Here is a 19,773-nt window from a genome sequence, read left to right as displayed (position 1 = left end):
AAAACAAATGGGCCACAGTTATTTTCAATATCAGCTACAATCAATAGATTTTTTCACCGTTACCATCGATGGAATCCAAGGTGATGGCAGTCTCTCCGACTTACCCTTTTTCCAAATACCCAATGATGGTTTCCGTATGCCGCTTCCCTTTTTTATCCTTATAGTGCAATATCATCGAACTCTCGTTAAACCTCTTCCTTCGGGGTTACATTCAGCCTAAACTCTTTGCCGGCCTGTATAGAGGAATGTGTTGATAGCTCAAATATAATCCTGATATATTTTCCACTGCTTGATTTTTGACCTTAATGTCAAATCCTTTTTGCTAAAAAAAGAGAAAATGACATCCCGCCCCATAATTCCCATTATCAATAACACTGCCATCACTTTTTTTCCTCGAAATAGCCACAACTCCTATGTATCGTTACCTTTTAATACGTTTCCGAAAGAATAAAGTTTCAGGATTATTTTATCTAATAAGGAAAATTCATGGAAAATCATAAAAAAAGCAAAAAATAGGTAAAGAATATAGAAATGGCAAGACCTAAGGCAAAAAGAAAGATTCTTCTAATATAAGAAGGAAAAAGCCTATATATCATCATTACAATTACATCGATGAAATTCGTTGGTATTCCGGATCCGAACTCTTTGATCTCTTTCTTTTTGCCAAAAACGGCGAACCACATTACAAAAAAACCACATAAAATAAAAATGATGGAAAAAATCTTAAACCCCATTGTATGTCACCTGTTTCCTCATAGGTTAAACGATATTGTTATATTCTTATCTTAACTGGGTTTGGGGATTCAAGTTTCAAAATGAATTCTTCAACCTCTTTACCCCTTGCATGGGAATACCCTTTGTCCTCACCGAATCTCTCAAATCCGCATTTTTCCAGTACCCGGATGGATGCTAGATTATCCTTGGCCGCCCGGGCATAAAGAGGACGAACATTTATTTTCGGCAAAAAATTGACCAGTGCCTCTGTAGCAATTCCTTTACCCCAATATTGCTTCCCAATCCAATAACTCACTTCCGGGTTACCAAACTGTTCAAACTTGAGAATGCTGCCCGCAACACATCCGTTGCAGATTATCGTCATTTTTTGAATATCCCGGTGCGATAAGATATTCTTCCAGCGGGTCAGAAAAGCCACTTTGTCTGTTGGATCTTTAGATGTGAAAGCAGCCATATAACTTGCGGACAAATCCAATTGCTGCTCGAAAAAGATAGGAAGATCACTTTCCTTTACCTCCCGCAGCCGGACTCCTTCGTCATTGATATGCAATCCCATAAATTCACCCTCCCCACCTAAATATAACATTCAATAAAAACCCAGAAAAACCGAAGACTCTGCCATCTTCGGCGTGGTTTCATTCCTTTATCATACTATACTTACCGCGAACGCTTATTGCTCAATATGTTTTATAACGTCAGATAAGCTCTTATCCACCATGGATCGGAGGCGTAAATGATGGTTTTCAAAAGCTAAAGCTTCCGTCACGGGATTTGGTACGATTACACACTTTAATCCAGCAGTCAGGGCCGCTTGAAGCCCATTTAACGAATCTTCAAATGCTACGGCTTCTGTGGGCTGAATATCCAGAACTTCAATTGCCTTTAAATACAAATCAGGAGATGGTTTTACTTTATCCACATCATCCCCTGTGATAATTACTTCAAAATAGTTTAACAGTCCAAGATCCCCCAAATGATGCGTGACCCACTCTTTTGTTGAACTTGAAGCGAGGGCGATTTTATATCCATTTTTTTTTGCTTCTTCTAAATAATCCTTTACACCTTCACGTGCCTGTGATGTTTTCATCTTTACTTCATGGAGGCTTTTTGCTCTGGATTCAATTTCATCAATATTACACCTTTCCCCCAGCTGATCTTTGAAGTACTGATTAAGTTCAGTATTATCCGTTCCGATGCATTTAACGAATTGTTCGAGAGGCAAATCAGATTTATAAAAAGCCATCGTTTCCTTATAAGCCTGATACCAAGCCGTTTCTGTATCTAAAATTAAACCATCAAAGTCGAAAATAACTGCTTTAATCAAAATAGTTTCCTCCTCTAACCGTGAAATGGAATTTCTATTAACATAAACGTACATGAATGAATCCCCTTGTTCAACCAAACGGTTCTTTTCGTTCCATGGGAAGCGTGATTATTTTTCATAGAATCCAGAATCCGTTAATTACTAAGGACATGGTAACCCGTTCTCCGCCTCATTTCTTTTCTTTATGTTACATGTTTTAACAATTCCTTAGTGCCTTTGCGGTGTTTTTCCTTAACTGCGCCTAAAAGAGTGATAGTTTAACGAATGGTTTAATTGCAGGAAACAACGAGGAGGATAAACATGAAGAAAATTTTATTAACGATCCTAACGGCTTCTGTATTCATTCTAGGAGTTTGCATGCCAACTAAAGGCGAAGCCGCTGCTTTGGATCGCACACTTTCATTTGGAATGAGTAATGGCGATGTAAAAGAACTACAAGAATTATTACTGACAAAAGGGGTTTTTCCCTATCATGAAGCAACAGGCTACTACGGACCGATTACAAAGGAATCTGTAAGGAAATTTCAGGAAAAATCAGGACTGAAAGTCGATGGAATAGCAGGAACACAAACGAATCAGAAAATACAGACCCTGAAAAGCGGGGATATGGGAAGACCTGTAGCTGAACTGCAAAGGCTATTGAAAGCCTGGAATGTTTACACATCAACGATCGACGGCATTTATGGAACAGGTACAAAGCAAGCAGTTATGAACTTTCAAAAGCAAAAGGGATTATCAGCTGATGGAATAGCCGGTGCACGGACTTTCAGTAAATTAAATGAAAAAGCAGTTTCAGCAAGTTCAGCCGTTAAAGAACTGACGGTTACAAGTACAGCTTATACAGCGAGCTGCGAAGGGTGCTCAGGCACAACAAGAATGGGCGTCGATTTAATTAAATATGATGATGCCAAACTGATAGCAGTCGATCCGAACGTGATTCCGCTGGGATCGATCGTTGAAGTCGAAGGCTACGGACAAGCCATCGCTGCAGATACGGGCGGAGCGATCAAAGGAAACAGAATCGATGTATTCATCGCTAAAGAAGAAGATGCTTTAACATGGGGAAGAAAGCAAGTGAAGGTTAAAGTAATTAAATGATGCATGACGGAAACGTCATTTTAATATAAAAAGATACATAACAAACAGAAAGAGCATGTATGGAATCAATACATGCTCTTTCTGTATCCTGCTGGAGCTATGGATTGCCAGTATCCGACTTATCAAACTAACTTGTACATGATAATGTCATCGACGTATTCACTTTCGCTCATCTTAAATTCCTTTATTTTTCGTCCTTCTTCAACAAACCCCATACTTTTGTACAAGGCTATTGCCCGATGATTTGTCGAAAAAACCCCTAAACTCACCTTTTCTATTAACGGATTGGCTTCTGCCCAGTCCAATAATGCTTGAACAAGCTCTTTTCCGATTCCCATACCCCTGTAATTTTTTCTGATCATCAATCCAAATGAGCCCTTGTGAGACATTCTCTTTCTATTTTCCGATTCAAATCCAATCCATCCAATCACTTCACCATTGATTTCGGCCACGATGATGGTTTCCCGTTCATTTTCCAATGACCTTTGTATCCAATCTCTTTGTTGTTCTATTGTTTTATTAAACTCGTTTGATACTGCAATGAAATACTCCCCTTCGGAAATAACGGAATTCTGTAACTCCAAAACAGCTTCCGCATCTTCCAATTCACCAGTCCGAATCATATACGAAAGACTATCATTTTTCATTTCTGTCATTCCAATCCCCCTTGACTGCTCCCGCTCGGATTCAATGACTGTGAAAACCTTAGTAAGTAGCCATCTGGATCTTTAACTAAAATCTCTTTTTTTACAAAAACCCCTTTATCGCTTTCATAATGATTTTCCATCATTTCTCTAAATAAGTTTATTCCATTTCTTTTTAAAGCAGCCGCCAATTTTTCAACATCATCAATATCAATCTGAAAATTAATCCCTCTGCCTAATGGATAGATTAATTCTCCTGTATCCCAGCTCCCATTTATTTCTTCTAGCATCATTTGCGCTTCGCCTAAAGAAAGAAAAGCAAATTTATCATTAACACGCTCATATTCTAAATGGAACCCCAAAATAGCCATATAAAACTTTTTCGATTCGCTTATATCCGATACTGATAATTCAGGTACTAGAGCATTGAATTTCATATTTGTTCTAAAGTCTCCTTGTCTAACTTTCTTATACGGCCATTATCAATTTAACTTTTCATTTCGAACCCTCAATGAATCACGTTCGCATCGAAGTGAACAATAGGACGGCTTTCCATAATTCTGCGTTCGATTTTTTGAACGGTTTTGTATAATTGACTATCCCCACTATTCAAATCGTACTTTTTATGAAAAAAATTATATAACGTCAAGTCCCTTAATTTTAAAAATAGCGGGATCGCTTCGTAATCTGCACGTTCCAGTTTATTTTCCGTCTCATAACCTTTTATAAATTCCCTCATGAATTTTGCAGCATATTCATCGAGTTCTTTTACACCTTCGCGTTCCAAGCTCCATATCAGATAATACAGGGGTATGGCCAAATCGCTGGCAAACCAGTGATAAGAACAGTCATCAAAGTCAAACACATGAATCTTCCCCTCATGAAAATGGAAATTGCCGTTATGTATATCAGAATGAATCAATCCAAAATTATCTTGATGAACTGGAAGCGCATTTAATTTCTTCATGATTAATTCTTGTTGGTGCTTCACTTGCTCTGGAACATCAGATTGATAGAGTTCGGCATTCAATAATTCTTCTTCATGCCAATCCAGCCTTTTATATTCCGTTTCAGGCTTGTAACTTTTTGTTTTTTTATGTAGTTGCCCTATTGTTCTTCCCCATTCAAAAAATAAATGTTCGTCGAAATTTTCATCGGTGACTTTCATCCTTACACCAGGAGCCTTTTCAAACAGGCAGCAATAAAAATCCGTGCCATCCAGGCCATTTACAATTTCAACTAAATTATTTCCTGTCGAAGGGATGACTTTCGGAATTTCACTTCCATTATTCTGTAAATGCTCAATCCACTTCAACTCAGCAAGCACTTGGCCTTTTGTACGATGTGATTGGTGTGTCATTCTTAAGATGTATGGCGTTCCATTCCGGTAAACCTCAAATACATAGTTCTCTGCATCTCCAAGTTTTACTGGACTCCCTGAACTCACTTGAAAAAAATGCCCAGCCATTCCCACCAATTCATTAGAAAAAATCCGCTCTACCGACGCTTCCATACTCTTCACTCCCATTAATGATGTTGCTAACTTAGTTAATAAAAAAACGAATTATACTATGCTTTATACGATATCATGATGCCTTTTCCCTTTATTTGTATATCATTCTTCTTTAATAAAACTTTATGATAACCAGGATAAAGATATGTTTATAGGGATGAAGCAATTACGGATTCCCACCAGTTATCACTCTATCCCCAAAGTTTAACGCATCACTTGGTTCATAAAGAAGCCTATATAAATGAAACCATATTTTTCATAGGATCCTTTGTGGTCAGTACAAAGGAAAACTAATGTTTGGTATACTATTCGTATAATCATTAGGGAGCATATCTTATGAAAACAGAAATGTTTCAAAGTATCCAAGAGTTCCTAATCGGCAAAATTGATCCCTTCATTTATAATCGTGTTTGGCTCATACGCGAAGAATACTACACATCGGGATAGTGACATCGATGTGGCGTTCTACAGTACCTATGAGCTTTTTTATTGGCCCAGGAACCGGCAGATATCCTTGAAATAGATGTTTATTTTTCAGGCACAGATTCACACGACTGGTACTGTGATATGTTCAAAGGATGACCCCCTTCTTAAAAACCAACAAATGACTGTTCTTAGCATGTAAGCTAAATTGAATGAGGAACGTGAAAACATCTTAAAAAAATAGGGGAAAGTGGGACCATATATGAAGAATGATGTGATTTTGAACAAAATCAATGCAATAGAACGTTGCATGAACCGCGTTAAGGTGGTATACGCGAATAATCCAGAAAACCTAAAGGACTTTACCAAACAAGATTCCATCATCCTAAATATACAACGTGCTTGCGAATCCTCGATCGACTTGGCCATGCATATTGTAGCTGATCAAAGACTCGGGTTGCCTCAGTCAAGCAGGGATGCTTTTGATATGTTGCAGGAACACTCGGTCATTGATGAAGATACAGCAAAGCGCTTAAAAGCTATGGTTGGATTTAGAAATATTGCCGTGCATGATTACCAAACCATTAATTTAGATATTTTAAAACAAATCGTAGTGAATCATCTCAGTGATTTCACTGTTTTTACAAAACAAGTCCTGAATTTCCAGTAAAGAGGTTTTCCTGAAATTTGGGACTAGAAACCTCATATATAAAATAGGAAATTGGCTAATAACAGGGGCATCTTGAAATAAGTCATTAGAATAAAGGGGAAAGATATGAATGGCGGAATTAATCGATTGGAAACATGGTGCTCACGGGCATAAATTTATAGCTTCTTTTAGCGGCGGAAAAGATAGTGTCCTAGCTCTGTATAAAGCAATGAAGGTTGGGGAAGCTGTTGGACTGATCGTCATGCTGGAGGAGGAAGGGAAACGTTCCAGATCCCATGGAATGCCTCCTGAGCTCATACGTGCCCAAGCGAATTCCATAGGTTTGCCCGTATATACTGCAGCTGCAAGTTGGACAGATTATGAAAAAGTATTTATGCGCCTTTTAGAAAAAGCTAAAAATCAAGGAGCGGAAGTTTTAGTAACTGGAGACTTGGATATGCCTGCTCATGGCTGTTGGCATGAAAAGGTTACGAAGAATGCGGGATTAAAGCTTGGGATGCCTTTATGGGAAATGAACCATCGTGAAGCTGTCGAAGAGTTCATGAATCTAGGATTTGTAACGATCATTGTAACTGTTAATTTATCATTGGGAATGCGAGAGGACGACTTAGGGCGAACGTTGACCCATGAATACGTGAAGGAGCTTGAAGCCCGTGGTATCGACCCTTGCGGAGAAGGTGGAGAGTTCCATACCACGGTAATAGATGGGCCCATTTTCAAGCATCCCATTCCAGTTCGTAAATGTGAGATCATTAAGGATGGAGAATATGCCTTTTTGCCTTTGGAGCTAGATCAGATGGCAGATATAGTATAAAATCACAAAAAAAAGATAGTGAGGATACCCCTCACTATCTTTTTTTTGTTAATTTACATAATTTCAGCGGAAAGGCTAGTAAGAGTTTGCCCCATATAAAAAACGCCCAATAGGGCGCCTAATCATGATTCCTTCTCTTCTTCATTTGCTATTTTATTGAACTTCAAGATGGATTCTTGGATTACTGGATTGTTGAATTCTTCCTGGATGGCTGATTGTACAAATGAATCCGCATCATTCGTTTCGCCCCAAGCATTAGCTCTATACTCTGGATCATTATTCGAATGCTCCCTGGTATCTTCTGAACCTTGCCGACGATTTGATTGACCGTTTTGTTTCTCATTATTCGACAACTATTTTCACCTCTTCACACATTAGAGTTTGTAAAGCCCAAAAATCTAAATGAAAAAAGTTTTAATTGCCTCTAAAGATCCTCTTCCTTCATTGAAATCGGTGAACCAGTTGAAGTATGTTGATTAACCCAGTCAAGCGACACTTTTGAAACGGCAGGCCACTCAGGGATTTGGTTTTTATGCTGCTCCACCCAGCTCATGCAATATTGCGGGTCTATATTGCTTTCTTCGGATTTTGCCAAGAATGACTGAATTGTAGTTTCCGTACAGTTTTCCCATGATCCACATGTATCCTGCCAAATATTTTCCATTTTCATTTGTATATTTTCGTCAGGCATTGGGGTTCCTCCTTAAGTTAAAATTTTCTTTAAGAGTCTTAACTAAGTATGTCCAAGGCTAAAAAAATCATTACAAAATTTTTCCGAATTAATGTTAAGTACGACTACAGCACACCCGTTTTTCATAAAGTTTCAGGCTTTTACTCATGATTTTTGGTGTTTACTCGTGAGTTTCGAGCTTTTACTCGTGAGTTTCAGGCTTTTACTCGTGAGTTTCAGGCTTTTACCCGTAAGTTTGGTCGATACATGAGTTTGCGGCTTTTATGCAAGGAATGAAATTACTGTTCCCGTGGCAAACACCTTCAAAAACGACCGTTGCCCCGATAGTCACATAAAAAAAAGCTGATTACTCAGCTCTTATACTTGATTACCGCTATTTTTAAATCACAACGTTTTCCTGAATGAATAGCACCATTTATCATAATCAAATTTCTCTTCATAAAAACGGTGCGCTTCATTTCGCTGAATTCCAGATTCCAATGCCACATATGCAGCTCCATTTTCTTTTGCCCAGTTATGTATATAACTTAATAATTTCTCTCCATATCCAAATGAACGGTGCGAAGTATCTGTTACCAGATCATAAATAAACACGTGACGTTTATTATAAAAGTTAACTCTCCAACTTAAACCAGCCAAGGATACAATCCGGTCATCCTTATATAAAGCATACAAACGATACCCATCTTTCCTCATTTCTTCTAGTGACTCCAGATATGTCTTTTGAGTTAAGTCAGTACGTAACTGATTCATAATTGGAAAGGCTTCTAACCATTGTTCTTTCTCTGTTAATTCTTGTATTGTTTCTACCGTTGAATTCACATTAACACCCCTAAAAATTTTATTAACATTACATTCAACTTTGAACACCGTAATTCCTTCATCAGATTGCTAGGGGCGAGTCCCATCTGTACACTTTTATTATTTTAATTTCCTATGCCGGGCGAATTCATTAATACAATTCTCCAACCATCCGGATCTTCAATGGTAACACCTGACTTTTCCCAATATGGATTTTCCGGAGAAACTGGATCATACCCCATCGCTTTCAATCTATTTGCGATTTCTTCAATGGTCTTACGTTCAGGAATATAAAAGACAAGCAGATTATCCTTTGATGGGGCAGGACAAGGACTGCCATCTTTATGTTGAGTGAACTCTAAATGATAGTCGGAATCAGGTAGCCCGATCATGATACCGTCATATCCCTCGTGCTCTTCAAAAGAACCGATTTTTTTCAGACCTAATCCTTCACAATAGAAGTTGACAACCTTTTTTAGTTGATCAGTAGGACGTGCAACTCGGATTTGCGATACTTTCATTTCTTTTGGCCATTTACTTTCCATTGTCCCATCCCTCTCTGTATATCCAATTACTGCGGAAACCCTTATTTAAAGGTCGATTTTTCTTCCTTCAAGTTTATTTTACCAATACGCGTGCCTAATCCTAAGGCAATAGCAGCACCTAAACAACTGAAAAGACAGCCAGCAGCCAAGATAATGGATGGATCTGATTCACCAATCATCACTGAAGCTATACCTCCGATTGCCGGAAAAAGGGCAACCATGTATCCACTTTTCGCCCCACCTATTTTCTCTACAAGCTTTAGGTAGAATAGCCAAGCTCCAAAGGAAGCGAATATAGTTAAATAGAACAAAGCAGATAAATATGTAATAGATGTTGGCAGACTGACTGCCTGTCCTTTAATGAACACAATTGCCCCTAAAAGAATTCCCCCTGCCGCAAATCCAAGTACATTAGCATAGATTGGATTTACTTTATTCTTGGCATTTCTAGCTGAGCTAGCATCGCCCAATGCAGTAAGGATCGTACCAAGAACAGCTATCATGATACCTTTTATATCATTAAAACCATGAATGTCATTCAAACTTGGGGAAATAACGATACAAACAGCCAGCACTCCAATTACCCCACCAATTAAGATACGGGGATGTAATGGTTCTTTCAAAAAAATACGGAGGGCGATGGGTGTTAAAATGACTTTCAATGAAAATATCAATGTAACCATTGCCGCTGAACTTAAGATAGTGGCGTAATAAAGGCATAAATAACTTAAGGCAAAATTACATATACCAAACACAATAATAAATGGAACATCCTTTTTCATTGGTTTTCCTTTAGGTCTAAGAATGCACAATAGAATGAAGAATAGGATGGCCGTCAAACTTAAACGATACGTTAAAGATAATTCTAAACTCACAGGCGTACCTTGAATCTTTACGGCAATAAAATTAAGCCCCCATACCAATAAACAAAATAAATACATAAAGTTAGTCATATAAAGCGATATTGCCCACTTTCTTAGATTATTTCACCCATTATTCCTAAAGTTTTTTTATCGCCTTTTAATGGAATCGCCTAGAATAATGGAATAATAAAGAAATGTTACCAGCTATGAGGGAATTGTCAATTTAAACGACTTTTCAAGAAAAGATGCGACCATTAATGCTGAATTAAAAAAGCACTCCAGTTAATTTGGAGTGCCTTCAAATTGAGTCATTGAATCAACTTTGGATTATGCTAACGACTATTAGCCTTTATAGCTAACTTGTCCAGTTTCAACCAATTCCTTCAGTCCCATGAACATTAAATTCCAGCCATGTTCAGATCCATCATGATATTCTCCAAGAGCTTTTTCGATATCCGCTTCTGTCCAATTTTCTTCATGAGGAACGTTGATATTTTGTGAAAAGGTCATTTCACAGCCCAGTTGAAGTTCCTTCAGCTCAACTGTAATGGTATCTTCCGAATCACTAAACTGCGGCATTTTAAAGGTGAACACTAATTTGTTTGGAAGGTCTATTTCAAGATACTCCCCTATCGCCCGATAATCTTTTCCATCGCGATGATCAATAATTTCCCAAGTGCCTCCCACTTGAGAATCATTTTGTGCCACCTTATTTGTCCCCTCCAATGTAAAAAACCATTTTCTCATCATCTCAGGGTTCAACCATGCATCAAAAACTCTTTCAGGTACTACATCAAAATTTCTTGTCATCTTTAAAGTGGTTGTTGAATGTTTTTGCATTTACATACCCCTTACATAATTTAATGTTCTTTCTTTTTTGCTTTCAATAACTCATTCTCAAGAAGATCAAAACGATTACTCCAAAATTTCTCATATAAATGCAGCCATTCTGTAGCTTGTGATAATGATTCGGTATTCAATCGACAGATGTGAGTTCTTCCATCGACAATCTTATCGACTAGATTTGCCCGCTCCAAGACCTTTATATGCTTTGAAATAGCAGCCAAAGACATTTCAAATGGTTTCGCTAGTTCAGAAACCGTCCTTTCTTTCAGAGCCATCATCTGAACCATTTCCCTTCTTGTTGAATCAGCTAAAGCATGAAAAATTTCATTTAAATTATCCTCATTTTGCTTAACCATATAGTTAATATAACAGTTTTTCGCCATTTACATTCAACCATTTGGTTAAATATGAATGTATGCACTACATCAAATAAAAAACCCTTCGTGAAAAATGAAGGGTTTTTACCTTTTTACATACTTTTTAATTCTTCTTTTGAGACAGCACACCAACCATGTGCATCAAGTTTCCCTATGTAGGTTTCTATCTTGATTTCCTGAATTTCTAACGCAAGTGGGTGCAGCGAAACAAAACATTCATTCAAAGCATAATTGATCGAAACTTTTACAACTTCATATCCATTATGAAACCCCGGATCGAATCCCGGATCATCGATTATATCCCCTCTGACAGGACGAATATCAGATTCGAATGTTTTCATCATCGATATACTCTTTTCTTGTTCTTTTACAGACGATATGAAAATCAGTAAATTTATTTTCATTGCAGTCTCCTTTTCTCTAACCTTAGCACCTCTAGCTTTATAAAAAACAGATCCCTCATAATAATGAATCGCACTGATAAGATTACATTCCTATTTTCCTTCAATTAATATGCCCCGATAGTTCCTAGAAAAAAGCTACCGAAACTCTCATACTTCCGTCATGGGCATAACACACTGCCTATTTTATAATAAAATACAAAACCATTATGATTATAAATACCATAATATAAGTCAACCATCCTACTTTATTTGATACCGATTTCTGAAGGCATTCGATTTTTGATAAAATAAAAAAGAGACAATAAATCACAGCAAATATACATAACCCTATAAGCCAAAAGGAGATTCCTATATTTTCAAGAAAATAAGGAAGAAAAGTTAGTATAATTACAAATGAAATGCCCCTCGCTACATTTTCCCATTTTTTCAATCTATCCACCACCGCTATTTTTGCAAATTTTGTCAACATTCCTATAATGAACGATTTATTTTGGTACTGGATTACCCCCTGTTGATTATCTTAAAATATCAACCCATTTATGAATTCTAATAATTTATAAGCGAAAATAATTAATAATTGATACAAGGCAATGGGGATTAGTGTAACGAATGGGAAGTACTTTATCCTATTTTTTTCTTTCCTTTTCAAAGCTATAATCGTACAAACAATGGAAACACCATACAGACTCAAACTACTAATTAGAAATATATAATCTAACCTGCCATTCATCATTTCGATTGCAGCAAATAAAAATAACGGAGCCATAATTCCAACGATGGCTGCCGTAAAACTAAACATATCTTTCTTCATTTCAAACTCCATCCTCTAACATTGAATAAACTATAGCATAACGCAAACGGGTATTCTTCCGCCCCGAGCTTAAGAAAAAGGCTGCCCTCTAAAAAACACCTCCTACGGTTCAGGAGGTGTCTTTTTATTTTTCTTTATACTTTGGTTTCATTCTTCCCACTCATAATCGGGATTAAATTCTTGCGGATTTATTTCTGTTTGTTTATATTTAACGGGTTTTTCATTTGGCAACCTGACAGTTATTTCAGTTTTTTCTTTATTTAATTCTAGCGTTAGAAAAGAAGTCTTGTTTGATTCTTTGATAGATATTATACCGGTTAGTTTGGATCCAGTAGATTCTGATAACTGGAAATTCTTTATGATTTTATCTTTTCCCGTTTTAGTGAATTTTTCTAATGTGAACTTGGCTCTACCCTCGCCATCGTCACCATCACTTTTGATAAGTATATAAGATCCACCGTTCATCCAGCCACCATATATATGATACTTGGGTGCATCGTAAGAGGGTACATCCTCTTGTTGTGTAGAATCTTGTACCTCATTTTTTTGCTCTACATCCACCTTTTCACTTTTTATGACTTGTTCTTGTTCGTTGTCACAAGCAGCAAGACTCCATATAACCAGGAGTCCTACGGAGATTTTTTTAAAAGTAAACAAAGGCCAGTCCTCCTAAAAGATGGATGTAAATTTCTAACCATTAAATTATCCATTCTAACATTGAGTATTGAAGACAATAACCTAAATATCATACCATAATAAACCAATTTCTTACAGAACTAACCTGCCCCGATAGTTCCATAAGAAAAAGAGCTGCCAAAGCAACTCTCTTATTGAAGTAAAGCACCTGTTAGTTCCACTAAAGTCTTAATTGTTTTTAATAATAATTGAAGCTTCATTACACCTATTTTTTATATAGTTTTAATTATCTTTTTTACTGAGGGTTGGTTTAAAATTGCTACCAAGATTAATGTAATCAAAGCATAAATCAGTACTTTTTCCCAAGACATTTTTATATTTCTTTTTCAGGACAAATTATTTCAACAAGTAAAAATAATGTTATATGTAAAATATCAAAAAGCCCATCAAGTCATACAATTATAAAACCCTTTTTTTATAATTAACCAATCGTCTCCAGAACATTTTTTAATTGTACGATATTGTTCTGTTCGGCGTCGTTCATCTTATAAACGAAAACGGTATTAATGACATTGTTAAAGCTTAAATTGTAATAGTGAATGTTTGTATAGTTATATAAATCTATAAGCTTAGTATTCAATACTGCAATGGTATTGCTGATTTGCAAAAAATCTTGGATACTGCTGATTGATTTTATTTCCTTTAATTTATATGGTATTTGATTATTCATAAGCCATTCGGTCACAGCTCTTGTATACATACAACCTATACTCAATACGAGCAATGTAATAGGTGTTTTCCAATCAAAATTGATGATATGGTCCTTACTTGAAATGATCTCGAATGTTTCAGTTGCAACGATGTCATAAGTTAAGTCGGGATATTTCTTAATAGGTTCACTAATGAGTGCACAATCTAATTCGGAATTGTGCACTTTTTGGTTTATGGCATTACTGGAATCTACGGCGAAATCCACATCCATTTGAATGTCGTTCATATTCAAAGTATTCGCGATGTGGGCACCATAGATTTTCAAGGTTGTATGTGATGTGCCAAAATCCACTTTAGAGTTAGTTTGAAAAGCACCAATGTTTTGTAAAAATCCTTCGTACTCTTGTGCAATAAGTTGAAGATAGTTTTTATACTGTATTCCTACGCTAGTGATTTTCAATCCTTGCGGCGTGCGTTTAAAAACAAGTTTGCCAATTTCCGACTCTATTTTTTTCACTTTAGCCGTAAGGGCGGATTGAGTATAGTTCGTGATTTCTGCAGACTTACTTAAATTTTGACGGTTTAATATTTCAATTTTCAATGCTATTTCTTTGATGTTCATATAGTTGGCACACCCTATAAAAAATATTTATGAACCCTATCATTTTCCTCCATTTTACGCTTCTGGGCAGTCAGAGTAAACTCTAGTTAGCTTAAAAAGTAAGTGAGACTAGATAATGCTAGAAGCTAAAAATAAGAATTTATCCCACCGAATTATTATTGAACGATACATCAAGCATAAGGGAGGCCTTTCTTAATGCATACATATTATAAATGGTTAATCGTATTGGTGGCCACGTTATCCCAAACTGCAGCAACCTTTGTGACATATGGCATGGGACCCATCGCTGCATTTTATCAAATTGAATGGAATTTAACACCACTTCAAACAGGCTTCATTGTTTCAGCGGTCAATATTGGTCCGATGTTTTCACTGCTGGCGTTCGGTTACTTGATGGATAAAAAAGGGGAAAAACACATTATCGGGTGGGGGAACATTTTATTGGGGCTCTCAGCTTTAACGCTAGTTTTTGTTAATGATTATATTGTATTGCTGCTTTTATTATTGTTGGTTGGTATATGGTACGGAAGTGCTCAAACCGGTGGAAGCACGGCCATCGTAAAATGGTTTCCAAACGAACATAGAGGTCTGGCTCTAGGGATAAGACAGACGGGAATACCGATTGGAGGATCTTTAGCCTCTGCAGTTTTATCCTATACATATTATCATTTCAATTTGTCATCAGTACATGTAGTACAAGGGATCGTAGCAATAATGGGAGGGCTGCTCTTCCTATTATTATATAACGAACCAGAAAGAACGAGCGAAACGGGATCAACCTCGGTCGGGTTCAAGGAGAAAATGAGTGTCATCAAAAATAATAAAGAGTTATATCCGATGTATATAGTCGGTGTTGTGATGATGTCATTACAGATGATTATCATTGCGCATTTTATGAGTTATTTGCATAACGAAGGAGGCTATCGATTAACAGAGGCAGGAAAATATTTAAGCGTCGTTTTAATAGGTGGTATGGTTGGACGGGTAGTCATCGCATGGGCTAGTGATCAATTCTTTGAAAGTAAAAGGGAAAGATTATTGCTTATTGTGATGGCTGTTACCGTAATTCTTACAGTGATACTGCCACTCATCATGACTGTTGAAATGGAAATCTTGATGCTATTATTTTGTTTTCTTTTGGGTTTTGTAGCCATTGGTTGGTATTCCATTTTTATTGCTTGTATCACAGAGCAATCGGATTCACGTTTTATAGGTTTAACGGTGAGTTCAGCATTGACATTAAATCAATTATTCATTGTCATAGCACCCTCTTTATTCGGATTAGTCGTTAATCTATTGAACAGTTATCAACAAGCCCTATATTTGGCCGGAATATCTGTAGCTTTGGGAGCGATTAATTTATACAGAGCAAAAATAAAAAAAAGAATGGATCATGGGATCACCACAAAGTTTGATCAAATTAATACAAACAACCTTGATAAATGAATAAATAGAAACGGCATGTTTTGAAAAAAGATGAATCAACACATGCCCTTATACTATTTAATTGGATTAGTCTTTTATAAAGGCTGTTTTCTAAAAGAATGTTGCTCTTAGGATAAAAAACTAATGTCTTGAATTTTATGGTAAAATACAAATGGAACTTATTCAATAAACGGGCAGGATTGTGGTAAGCAAATATTTAAGGTGGTAGATTATATGGGATTTGATGTAGTGTTATACAATCGTGAAGGTGACAAGCTTAAAATCCTTGAATTATCAGAAGAACTCCATAGTGAGATTTTTAATTCAAAGAAAATTTGGCGTAGTTATTCGGAGCTTAGGAAGTTAAGCGATTATTATCTTACCGATGAAACCTTTTCAGGTAATAGATTATCTAGTCTAATAACAGACCTAAATAATTACAAGTACCTTCTTCCCCGAAATAATCTGGAGGAATATGAAGTATTTATCAGTGAAATTACCAGGTCAGATATAGGTAAAGTACATATTGCTGGCGACTAAAATATTTCATACCCTTGTTAAATAAATGGGCTGCTTTAATTAAATACTCGTCTACTTAAACTATAACGCTTAGAGTAAACTTGCTCTGAGCGTTTTTTTCGTCCACTAAACTCCCAAAGCTGTTAACTTCTTATCATTTCAACAGTATGATAGTTGGATCTTTGACAAGCCGAAATCAGCATATGTTCCACGCGTTTATCAAATGCCAAATTCTTTCCTGATTCAAGCCAGCGAAACCAGTAAAGGTAATTATCCAGATAATATGTTCCGACACCCTGAAAACGTTCCATCCAACCCTTTAGTCGGTGGTGGAAGTTATTGACGTGTTGTATGTGATAAATACCCTTTTTTACACGTTGCTTCTGACGTTCGTTAATTGTTTCGTGCAGCAAACCTTTAATCTTAGCGAATTTCTTGTAATTTGTCGCCGTGTCAGTGCATAACAAAGCAGAAGGGTGAATAAATTCACCTATCACTGCATCGATTTCTTCAGCTTTAACCCGCCCCGTACCTGCTTTACGGGCAATCATATTTCCATTACGGTCTTGTGCTACTACCACGGCAACCTTAAGATTAGATATTCCTCTTTTTTTATCTTTTTCTCCGCGTTTTTTTGCTTTTCTATGGTTGATTTCGCGGCGGCCTTTTAATGACTCACGAAAGAATGTTTCATCACTCTCGACAATACCTTCTAATTGTTTGAAGCCAAGGCTACCTAATGCGTTTAAAATTTTATGTCTCCAATAGAATGCAGTGGAGATGTGGATTTTTAGGCGTTTAGCGATCTTGGGTAATGTATAACCCTCCACCATAAGCTCAATGTAGCTCACCCATTTTTCTGGATATTTCGAGCCTGAAAATGGAGTATTCGTCATATCATTGAAGGTTTTGTTGCAATCCTTACATAAATAGCGTTGCCTTGAACGATATTTCCCATTGCGTTTAACAGATGTACTTCCACAATGAACACAACCTATACCTGAAGCAAATCGGGCTTCACGAATAGATCTGAGCAACTTATCAATTTTATCAGGATCTTCTGGAAACAAATCTTGTTTTATAGCCTCAAATAAAGCCATTTGCTGTGTCTTCGTTAATTCGCTGAAACCTTCGTATACATTTTCCCACATACCTAAACACCTCCTTAAAACGGATTATATCAACGTTTACTTAGTATGTGGAAAAAACAACAATCTATACGAAAACAGCCTTTATAAAAAAGATCGATCATTTTTTTGTGTTCCTTAATCAACTAACGCAGAAGTTAGTTCTATAAGGTATTACTACTTATTCCAATCCTTAGCTAACATACCGTAAACAATATGGTCAACATAATGGTCATACAACCATTCTGCTTGTCTTATACAACCTTCATTAACAAAACCCAATCTTTCGGGAATTCCTCTACTTTTCTTATTCTCCTCAGCAACCCTTATTTCCACTTTATCTAGTTTCAATTCAAAAAATGCATAATCGGTCAATGCCTTAGCTACTCTTGTCATAATTCCATTTCCTTGATATTCTTCTCCGAGCCAATAACCAATATATGCAGTTTTATTTGACCAATTTATTTGGTTATAACCTGCTACACCAACAATTTGTCCCTTATACATAATAACTGTATTGACACTCTTGTTTTCAGCAAAACCTTTTAAAGACATATTAATAAACCCTTTTGTATCTTCAAGTTTTGTTGTATTATCCAGCCAAGGAAGCCATTCTTGTAGGTATTCTCTCGATTGATTTGTTATTTCGAAAACTTTTTCTGCATCCTTTAATTCTAACAGTTTCAATGATAACTCCTCATCAATCTTATGTAAGAACATACTCATCCCCCTAATTATTCTATTGGTTTATTTTGTATATTAACATATATGATTAATAGATAAATCACATGTTTAACTAACCTGCCCCTTTGGTTCCATAAGAAAAAGCTGCCTTAAAGACAGCTCCGATTTTAAGCTAAAGCACCTGTTAGTTCATTATGGTTTTTACCTTTTTCCTTAGTTTTTCAATTTCTTCTATTATTAATTTTGGATATTCTTTAGGGGTTGTGTTCTTTGTATTTTTTTCAAACACCTTGTAATCATTCAATGTATTCCAAAAGTGTGTTGCTCCATCTAAAATGGCCTCCAAGAATTCATTTTTAGGTAATCTAGCTTGTGCAAACACCTCAACAGGTTCCCAATCCCCAACAATGGAAAATTCCAATAAATTGCTGTTTATCGAGATTAACTTCATAAGATATGGATCGATACCATAAGGTATTTCAATGTTCTCACCGTCTAAATATTGCTCTATGCCAACTATATAATCACTCCATAAATCTAACCCACTAGGAATATCATTTCCTACAATAATTTGATCATTATATTGAATCTTTATATGCATTTGAATATGCTCCTGAGTGAATTTTCGATGTTCAAAAATTTCTCTTAATTTTAAAGAATCATCTAAGGATATATAACTCTCATCACCTTCACTGGTTTTAACTAGAAATGTAGTTATTTTAAACATCCTTAATCTCCAAATTTTATAGATCACTAACAAGTCCCTTTAGTTGCATAAGAAAAAGAGCTGCCAAAGCAACCCCTTATTGAAGTAAAGCACCGGTTATATCAACAACTTTTTAATCATTACTATCAAAATCATAGTCATCAAGCTGAGTTTTATAATATTCATCACAATTCTCTTCAGTTGGAAGCATTCCGTCTTCATCAGGCAAAAGAACTCTTAATACGTCCCGTCCCATTTCTCTATACTTTTTTAACATCACTTCAAAGCCCTCTAGTATGTCAGTGTATTTTTTGCCTTCCTCAAACCTTTTTCCACGGCGTATGTCATCAATTAAAGTAAAGAAGACATCATTTGCAATTTCAGGGTCCATATTAAGTACTATTTGAAAATCCATATGATTAAAGTTCTCTTGGACTCCGTGTGTATGATAATTAGCGTGAATTTCATCGTATTCTTCAGCGTAAATAGCATCCATATACCAGCCGTATTCTTCTAACATTTGTTTTTCCCATTGTTCATTGTCCAAGTGGTTCCCCTCCAAAGCATTTCTTTTATTATAGCATTCCTTGTTCCTAACCCGCCCCTATAGTTACATAACAAAAAGGTTGCTTCAGCAACCTCCCTTATTGAAGTAAAGCACCTGATACCACGATAAAAAAGGGTGTTTTCTAAAAGATTGTTGCTCTCATGATAAAAATCTAACCACTTGTATTTTATGGTAAAATATAAGGCAGTTTAGTTGAAAAAGGATAGCTAATCTATA

General features: G+C 36.3%; 26 protein-coding genes. 6 read left to right on the top strand and 20 right to left on the bottom strand.

Annotated elements, in window-relative coordinates; genetic code table 11:
* Positions 1–772: 772 nt before the first annotated feature.
* Both QUF86_RS10370 and QUF86_RS10365 read right to left on the bottom strand, forming a co-directional pair.
* Positions 773–1,291: a GNAT family N-acetyltransferase gene (locus QUF86_RS10370; RefSeq protein ID WP_289334252.1), complete on the bottom strand. Its 519-nt coding sequence runs from the start codon at positions 1,289–1,291 to the stop codon at positions 773–775.
* A 114-nt stretch (positions 1,292–1,405) separates the two neighbouring features.
* On the bottom strand, positions 1,406–2,113 hold the full coding sequence (locus QUF86_RS10365) for an HAD family hydrolase (RefSeq protein ID WP_289334251.1): 708 nt from the start codon (positions 2,111–2,113) through the stop codon (positions 1,406–1,408).
* Between the two features lie 246 nt (positions 2,114–2,359).
* Between QUF86_RS10365 and QUF86_RS10360 the strand changes: the two genes are divergently transcribed.
* Positions 2,360–3,157, top strand: coding sequence for a peptidoglycan-binding protein (locus QUF86_RS10360; RefSeq protein ID WP_289314891.1), 798 nt, complete (start codon positions 2,360–2,362; stop codon positions 3,155–3,157).
* A gap of 122 nt (positions 3,158–3,279) precedes the next feature.
* Here QUF86_RS10360 and QUF86_RS10355 read toward each other — a convergent pair whose 3' ends face one another.
* The 3 genes from QUF86_RS10355 to QUF86_RS10345 form a co-directional block, all read right to left on the bottom strand.
* Positions 3,280–3,813, bottom strand: coding sequence for a GNAT family N-acetyltransferase (locus QUF86_RS10355; RefSeq protein WP_289334250.1), 534 nt, complete (start codon positions 3,811–3,813; stop codon positions 3,280–3,282).
* Positions 3,810–4,238: a bleomycin resistance protein gene (locus QUF86_RS10350; RefSeq protein ID WP_289334249.1), complete on the bottom strand. Its 429-nt coding sequence runs from the start codon at positions 4,236–4,238 to the stop codon at positions 3,810–3,812. Before QUF86_RS10350 ends, QUF86_RS10355 begins: the two co-directional genes overlap by 4 nt.
* Before the next feature lie 71 nt (positions 4,239–4,309).
* Positions 4,310–5,314, bottom strand: a complete 1,005-nt coding sequence (locus tag QUF86_RS10345) for a phosphotransferase enzyme family protein (RefSeq protein WP_289334248.1) — start codon at positions 5,312–5,314, stop codon at positions 4,310–4,312.
* 406 nt (positions 5,315–5,720) lie between these two features.
* On the opposite strand from QUF86_RS10345, the gene QUF86_RS10335 reads away from it, so the two are divergent.
* The 3 genes from QUF86_RS10335 (at position 5,721) to QUF86_RS10325 (ending at position 7,221) form a co-directional block, all read left to right on the top strand.
* Positions 5,721–5,837, top strand: a complete 117-nt coding sequence (locus tag QUF86_RS10335) for a nucleotidyltransferase domain-containing protein (protein WP_289334246.1) — start codon at positions 5,721–5,723, stop codon at positions 5,835–5,837.
* A gap of 162 nt (positions 5,838–5,999) precedes the next feature.
* The gene (hepT, locus tag QUF86_RS10330; protein WP_289314886.1) at positions 6,000–6,407 is read left to right on the top strand and encodes a type VII toxin-antitoxin system HepT family RNase toxin; all 408 of its coding nucleotides are present in this window, start codon (positions 6,000–6,002) and stop codon (positions 6,405–6,407) included.
* Between the two features lie 109 nt (positions 6,408–6,516).
* Entirely contained in the window at positions 6,517–7,221 is a 705-nt protein-coding gene (locus tag QUF86_RS10325; protein WP_289326491.1) for a Dph6-related ATP pyrophosphatase, read from the top strand.
* 122 nt (positions 7,222–7,343) lie between these two features.
* On the opposite strand, the gene QUF86_RS10320 is transcribed toward QUF86_RS10325, so the two are convergent.
* The 11 genes from QUF86_RS10320 to QUF86_RS10270 all read right to left on the bottom strand — a co-directional run bounded on the left by QUF86_RS10320 (position 7,344) and on the right by QUF86_RS10270 (position 14,528).
* A complete protein-coding gene (locus tag QUF86_RS10320) occupies positions 7,344–7,574 on the bottom strand; it encodes a hypothetical protein (protein WP_289314884.1) in 231 nt (76 codons plus the stop codon).
* A gap of 71 nt (positions 7,575–7,645) precedes the next feature.
* Entirely contained in the window at positions 7,646–7,912 is a 267-nt protein-coding gene (locus tag QUF86_RS10315; protein ID WP_289314883.1) for a hypothetical protein, read from the bottom strand.
* A 384-nt stretch (positions 7,913–8,296) separates the two neighbouring features.
* The gene (locus QUF86_RS10310; RefSeq protein WP_289334245.1) at positions 8,297–8,734 is read right to left on the bottom strand and encodes a GNAT family N-acetyltransferase; all 438 of its coding nucleotides are present in this window, start codon (positions 8,732–8,734) and stop codon (positions 8,297–8,299) included.
* A 104-nt stretch (positions 8,735–8,838) separates the two neighbouring features.
* A complete protein-coding gene (locus tag QUF86_RS10305; RefSeq protein ID WP_289336209.1) occupies positions 8,839–9,234 on the bottom strand; it encodes a VOC family protein in 396 nt (131 codons plus the stop codon).
* 65 nt (positions 9,235–9,299) lie between these two features.
* Positions 9,300–10,211, bottom strand: coding sequence for a DMT family transporter (locus QUF86_RS10300; RefSeq protein ID WP_289334244.1), 912 nt, complete (start codon positions 10,209–10,211; stop codon positions 9,300–9,302).
* A 252-nt stretch (positions 10,212–10,463) separates the two neighbouring features.
* The gene (locus QUF86_RS10295) at positions 10,464–10,961 is read right to left on the bottom strand and encodes an SRPBCC family protein (RefSeq protein ID WP_289334243.1); all 498 of its coding nucleotides are present in this window, start codon (positions 10,959–10,961) and stop codon (positions 10,464–10,466) included.
* Positions 10,962–10,981: 20 nt separating this feature from the next.
* The gene (locus QUF86_RS10290; protein ID WP_289334242.1) at positions 10,982–11,350 is read right to left on the bottom strand and encodes an ArsR/SmtB family transcription factor; all 369 of its coding nucleotides are present in this window, start codon (positions 11,348–11,350) and stop codon (positions 10,982–10,984) included.
* Between the two features lie 86 nt (positions 11,351–11,436).
* On the bottom strand, positions 11,437–11,748 hold the full coding sequence (locus QUF86_RS10285; RefSeq protein ID WP_289334241.1) for a hypothetical protein: 312 nt from the start codon (positions 11,746–11,748) through the stop codon (positions 11,437–11,439).
* A 520-nt stretch (positions 11,749–12,268) separates the two neighbouring features.
* Positions 12,269–12,559, bottom strand: a complete 291-nt coding sequence (locus tag QUF86_RS10280; protein ID WP_289334240.1) for a hypothetical protein — start codon at positions 12,557–12,559, stop codon at positions 12,269–12,271.
* A 147-nt stretch (positions 12,560–12,706) separates the two neighbouring features.
* Positions 12,707–13,216 carry a hypothetical protein gene (locus tag QUF86_RS10275; RefSeq protein ID WP_289334239.1) on the bottom strand — a complete coding sequence of 170 codons (510 nt, stop codon included), beginning with the start codon at positions 13,214–13,216 and terminating at the stop codon, positions 12,707–12,709.
* Between the two features lie 460 nt (positions 13,217–13,676).
* On the bottom strand, positions 13,677–14,528 hold the full coding sequence (locus QUF86_RS10270; RefSeq protein WP_289334238.1) for a LysR family transcriptional regulator: 852 nt from the start codon (positions 14,526–14,528) through the stop codon (positions 13,677–13,679).
* A 195-nt stretch (positions 14,529–14,723) separates the two neighbouring features.
* Here QUF86_RS10270 and QUF86_RS10265 point away from each other — a divergent pair, with 195 nt between their 5' ends.
* Both QUF86_RS10265 and QUF86_RS10260 read left to right on the top strand, forming a co-directional pair.
* Positions 14,724–15,974, top strand: a complete 1,251-nt coding sequence (locus tag QUF86_RS10265; RefSeq protein WP_289334237.1) for an MFS transporter — start codon at positions 14,724–14,726, stop codon at positions 15,972–15,974.
* A gap of 213 nt (positions 15,975–16,187) precedes the next feature.
* Positions 16,188–16,493, top strand: a complete 306-nt coding sequence (locus QUF86_RS10260; RefSeq protein ID WP_289334236.1) for a hypothetical protein — start codon at positions 16,188–16,190, stop codon at positions 16,491–16,493.
* A gap of 122 nt (positions 16,494–16,615) precedes the next feature.
* On the opposite strand, the gene QUF86_RS10255 is transcribed toward QUF86_RS10260, so the two are convergent.
* The 4 genes from QUF86_RS10255 to QUF86_RS10240 all read right to left on the bottom strand — a co-directional run bounded on the left by QUF86_RS10255 (position 16,616) and on the right by QUF86_RS10240 (position 19,536).
* Complete coding sequence (locus QUF86_RS10255; protein WP_289334235.1) at positions 16,616–17,623, bottom strand: IS1595 family transposase; 1,008 nt, start codon at positions 17,621–17,623, stop codon at positions 16,616–16,618.
* 153 nt (positions 17,624–17,776) lie between these two features.
* The gene (locus QUF86_RS10250; RefSeq protein WP_289314873.1) at positions 17,777–18,319 is read right to left on the bottom strand and encodes a GNAT family N-acetyltransferase; all 543 of its coding nucleotides are present in this window, start codon (positions 18,317–18,319) and stop codon (positions 17,777–17,779) included.
* 148 nt (positions 18,320–18,467) lie between these two features.
* The gene (locus tag QUF86_RS10245) at positions 18,468–19,010 is read right to left on the bottom strand and encodes a hypothetical protein (RefSeq protein WP_289334234.1); all 543 of its coding nucleotides are present in this window, start codon (positions 19,008–19,010) and stop codon (positions 18,468–18,470) included.
* A gap of 112 nt (positions 19,011–19,122) precedes the next feature.
* The gene (locus QUF86_RS10240) at positions 19,123–19,536 is read right to left on the bottom strand and encodes a DUF4262 domain-containing protein (RefSeq protein WP_289334233.1); all 414 of its coding nucleotides are present in this window, start codon (positions 19,534–19,536) and stop codon (positions 19,123–19,125) included.
* Positions 19,537–19,773: the final 237 nt, after the last annotated feature.

It is taken from the genome of Peribacillus sp. NJ11, assembly GCF_030348405.1.
Classification (GTDB): domain Bacteria; phylum Bacillota; class Bacilli; order Bacillales; family DSM-1321; genus Peribacillus.
This window is presented reverse-complemented; position numbering and strand designations above follow the sequence as displayed.

Excerpts from the sequence above, each read along its gene's own strand:
- QUF86_RS10365 (WP_289334251.1), bottom strand. The coding sequence starts at position 2,113 with ATGTACGTTTATGTTAATAGAAATTCCATTTCACGGTTAGAGGAGGAA.
- QUF86_RS10305 (WP_289336209.1), bottom strand. The coding sequence starts at position 9,234 with ATGAAAGTATCGCAAATCCGAGTTGCACGTCCTACTGATCAACTAAAA.
- hepT (WP_289314886.1), top strand. The coding sequence starts at position 6,000 with ATGAAGAATGATGTGATTTTGAACAAAATCAATGCAATAGAACGTTGC.
- QUF86_RS10355 (WP_289334250.1), bottom strand. The coding sequence starts at position 3,813 with ATGACAGAAATGAAAAATGATAGTCTTTCGTATATGATTCGGACTGGT.
- QUF86_RS10325 (WP_289326491.1), top strand. The coding sequence starts at position 6,517 with ATGGCGGAATTAATCGATTGGAAACATGGTGCTCACGGGCATAAATTT.
- QUF86_RS10370 (WP_289334252.1), bottom strand. The coding sequence starts at position 1,291 with ATGGGATTGCATATCAATGACGAAGGAGTCCGGCTGCGGGAGGTAAAG.
- QUF86_RS10280 (WP_289334240.1), bottom strand. The coding sequence starts at position 12,559 with ATGAAGAAAGATATGTTTAGTTTTACGGCAGCCATCGTTGGAATTATG.
- QUF86_RS10245 (WP_289334234.1), bottom strand. The coding sequence starts at position 19,010 with ATGTTTAAAATAACTACATTTCTAGTTAAAACCAGTGAAGGTGATGAG.
- QUF86_RS10300 (WP_289334244.1), bottom strand. The coding sequence starts at position 10,211 with ATGACTAACTTTATGTATTTATTTTGTTTATTGGTATGGGGGCTTAAT.
- QUF86_RS10345 (WP_289334248.1), bottom strand. The coding sequence starts at position 5,314 with ATGGAAGCGTCGGTAGAGCGGATTTTTTCTAATGAATTGGTGGGAATG.
- QUF86_RS10350 (WP_289334249.1), bottom strand. The coding sequence starts at position 4,238 with ATGAAATTCAATGCTCTAGTACCTGAATTATCAGTATCGGATATAAGC.
- QUF86_RS10295 (WP_289334243.1), bottom strand. The coding sequence starts at position 10,961 with ATGCAAAAACATTCAACAACCACTTTAAAGATGACAAGAAATTTTGAT.
- QUF86_RS10270 (WP_289334238.1), bottom strand. The coding sequence starts at position 14,528 with ATGAACATCAAAGAAATAGCATTGAAAATTGAAATATTAAACCGTCAA.
- QUF86_RS10290 (WP_289334242.1), bottom strand. The coding sequence starts at position 11,350 with ATGGCGAAAAACTGTTATATTAACTATATGGTTAAGCAAAATGAGGAT.
- QUF86_RS10255 (WP_289334235.1), bottom strand. The coding sequence starts at position 17,623 with ATGTGGGAAAATGTATACGAAGGTTTCAGCGAATTAACGAAGACACAG.
- QUF86_RS10265 (WP_289334237.1), top strand. The coding sequence starts at position 14,724 with ATGCATACATATTATAAATGGTTAATCGTATTGGTGGCCACGTTATCC.
- QUF86_RS10285 (WP_289334241.1), bottom strand. The coding sequence starts at position 11,748 with ATGAAAATAAATTTACTGATTTTCATATCGTCTGTAAAAGAACAAGAA.
- QUF86_RS10250 (WP_289314873.1), bottom strand. The coding sequence starts at position 18,319 with ATGTTCTTACATAAGATTGATGAGGAGTTATCATTGAAACTGTTAGAA.
- QUF86_RS10260 (WP_289334236.1), top strand. The coding sequence starts at position 16,188 with ATGGGATTTGATGTAGTGTTATACAATCGTGAAGGTGACAAGCTTAAA.
- QUF86_RS10315 (WP_289314883.1), bottom strand. The coding sequence starts at position 7,912 with ATGCCTGACGAAAATATACAAATGAAAATGGAAAATATTTGGCAGGAT.
- QUF86_RS10360 (WP_289314891.1), top strand. The coding sequence starts at position 2,360 with ATGAAGAAAATTTTATTAACGATCCTAACGGCTTCTGTATTCATTCTA.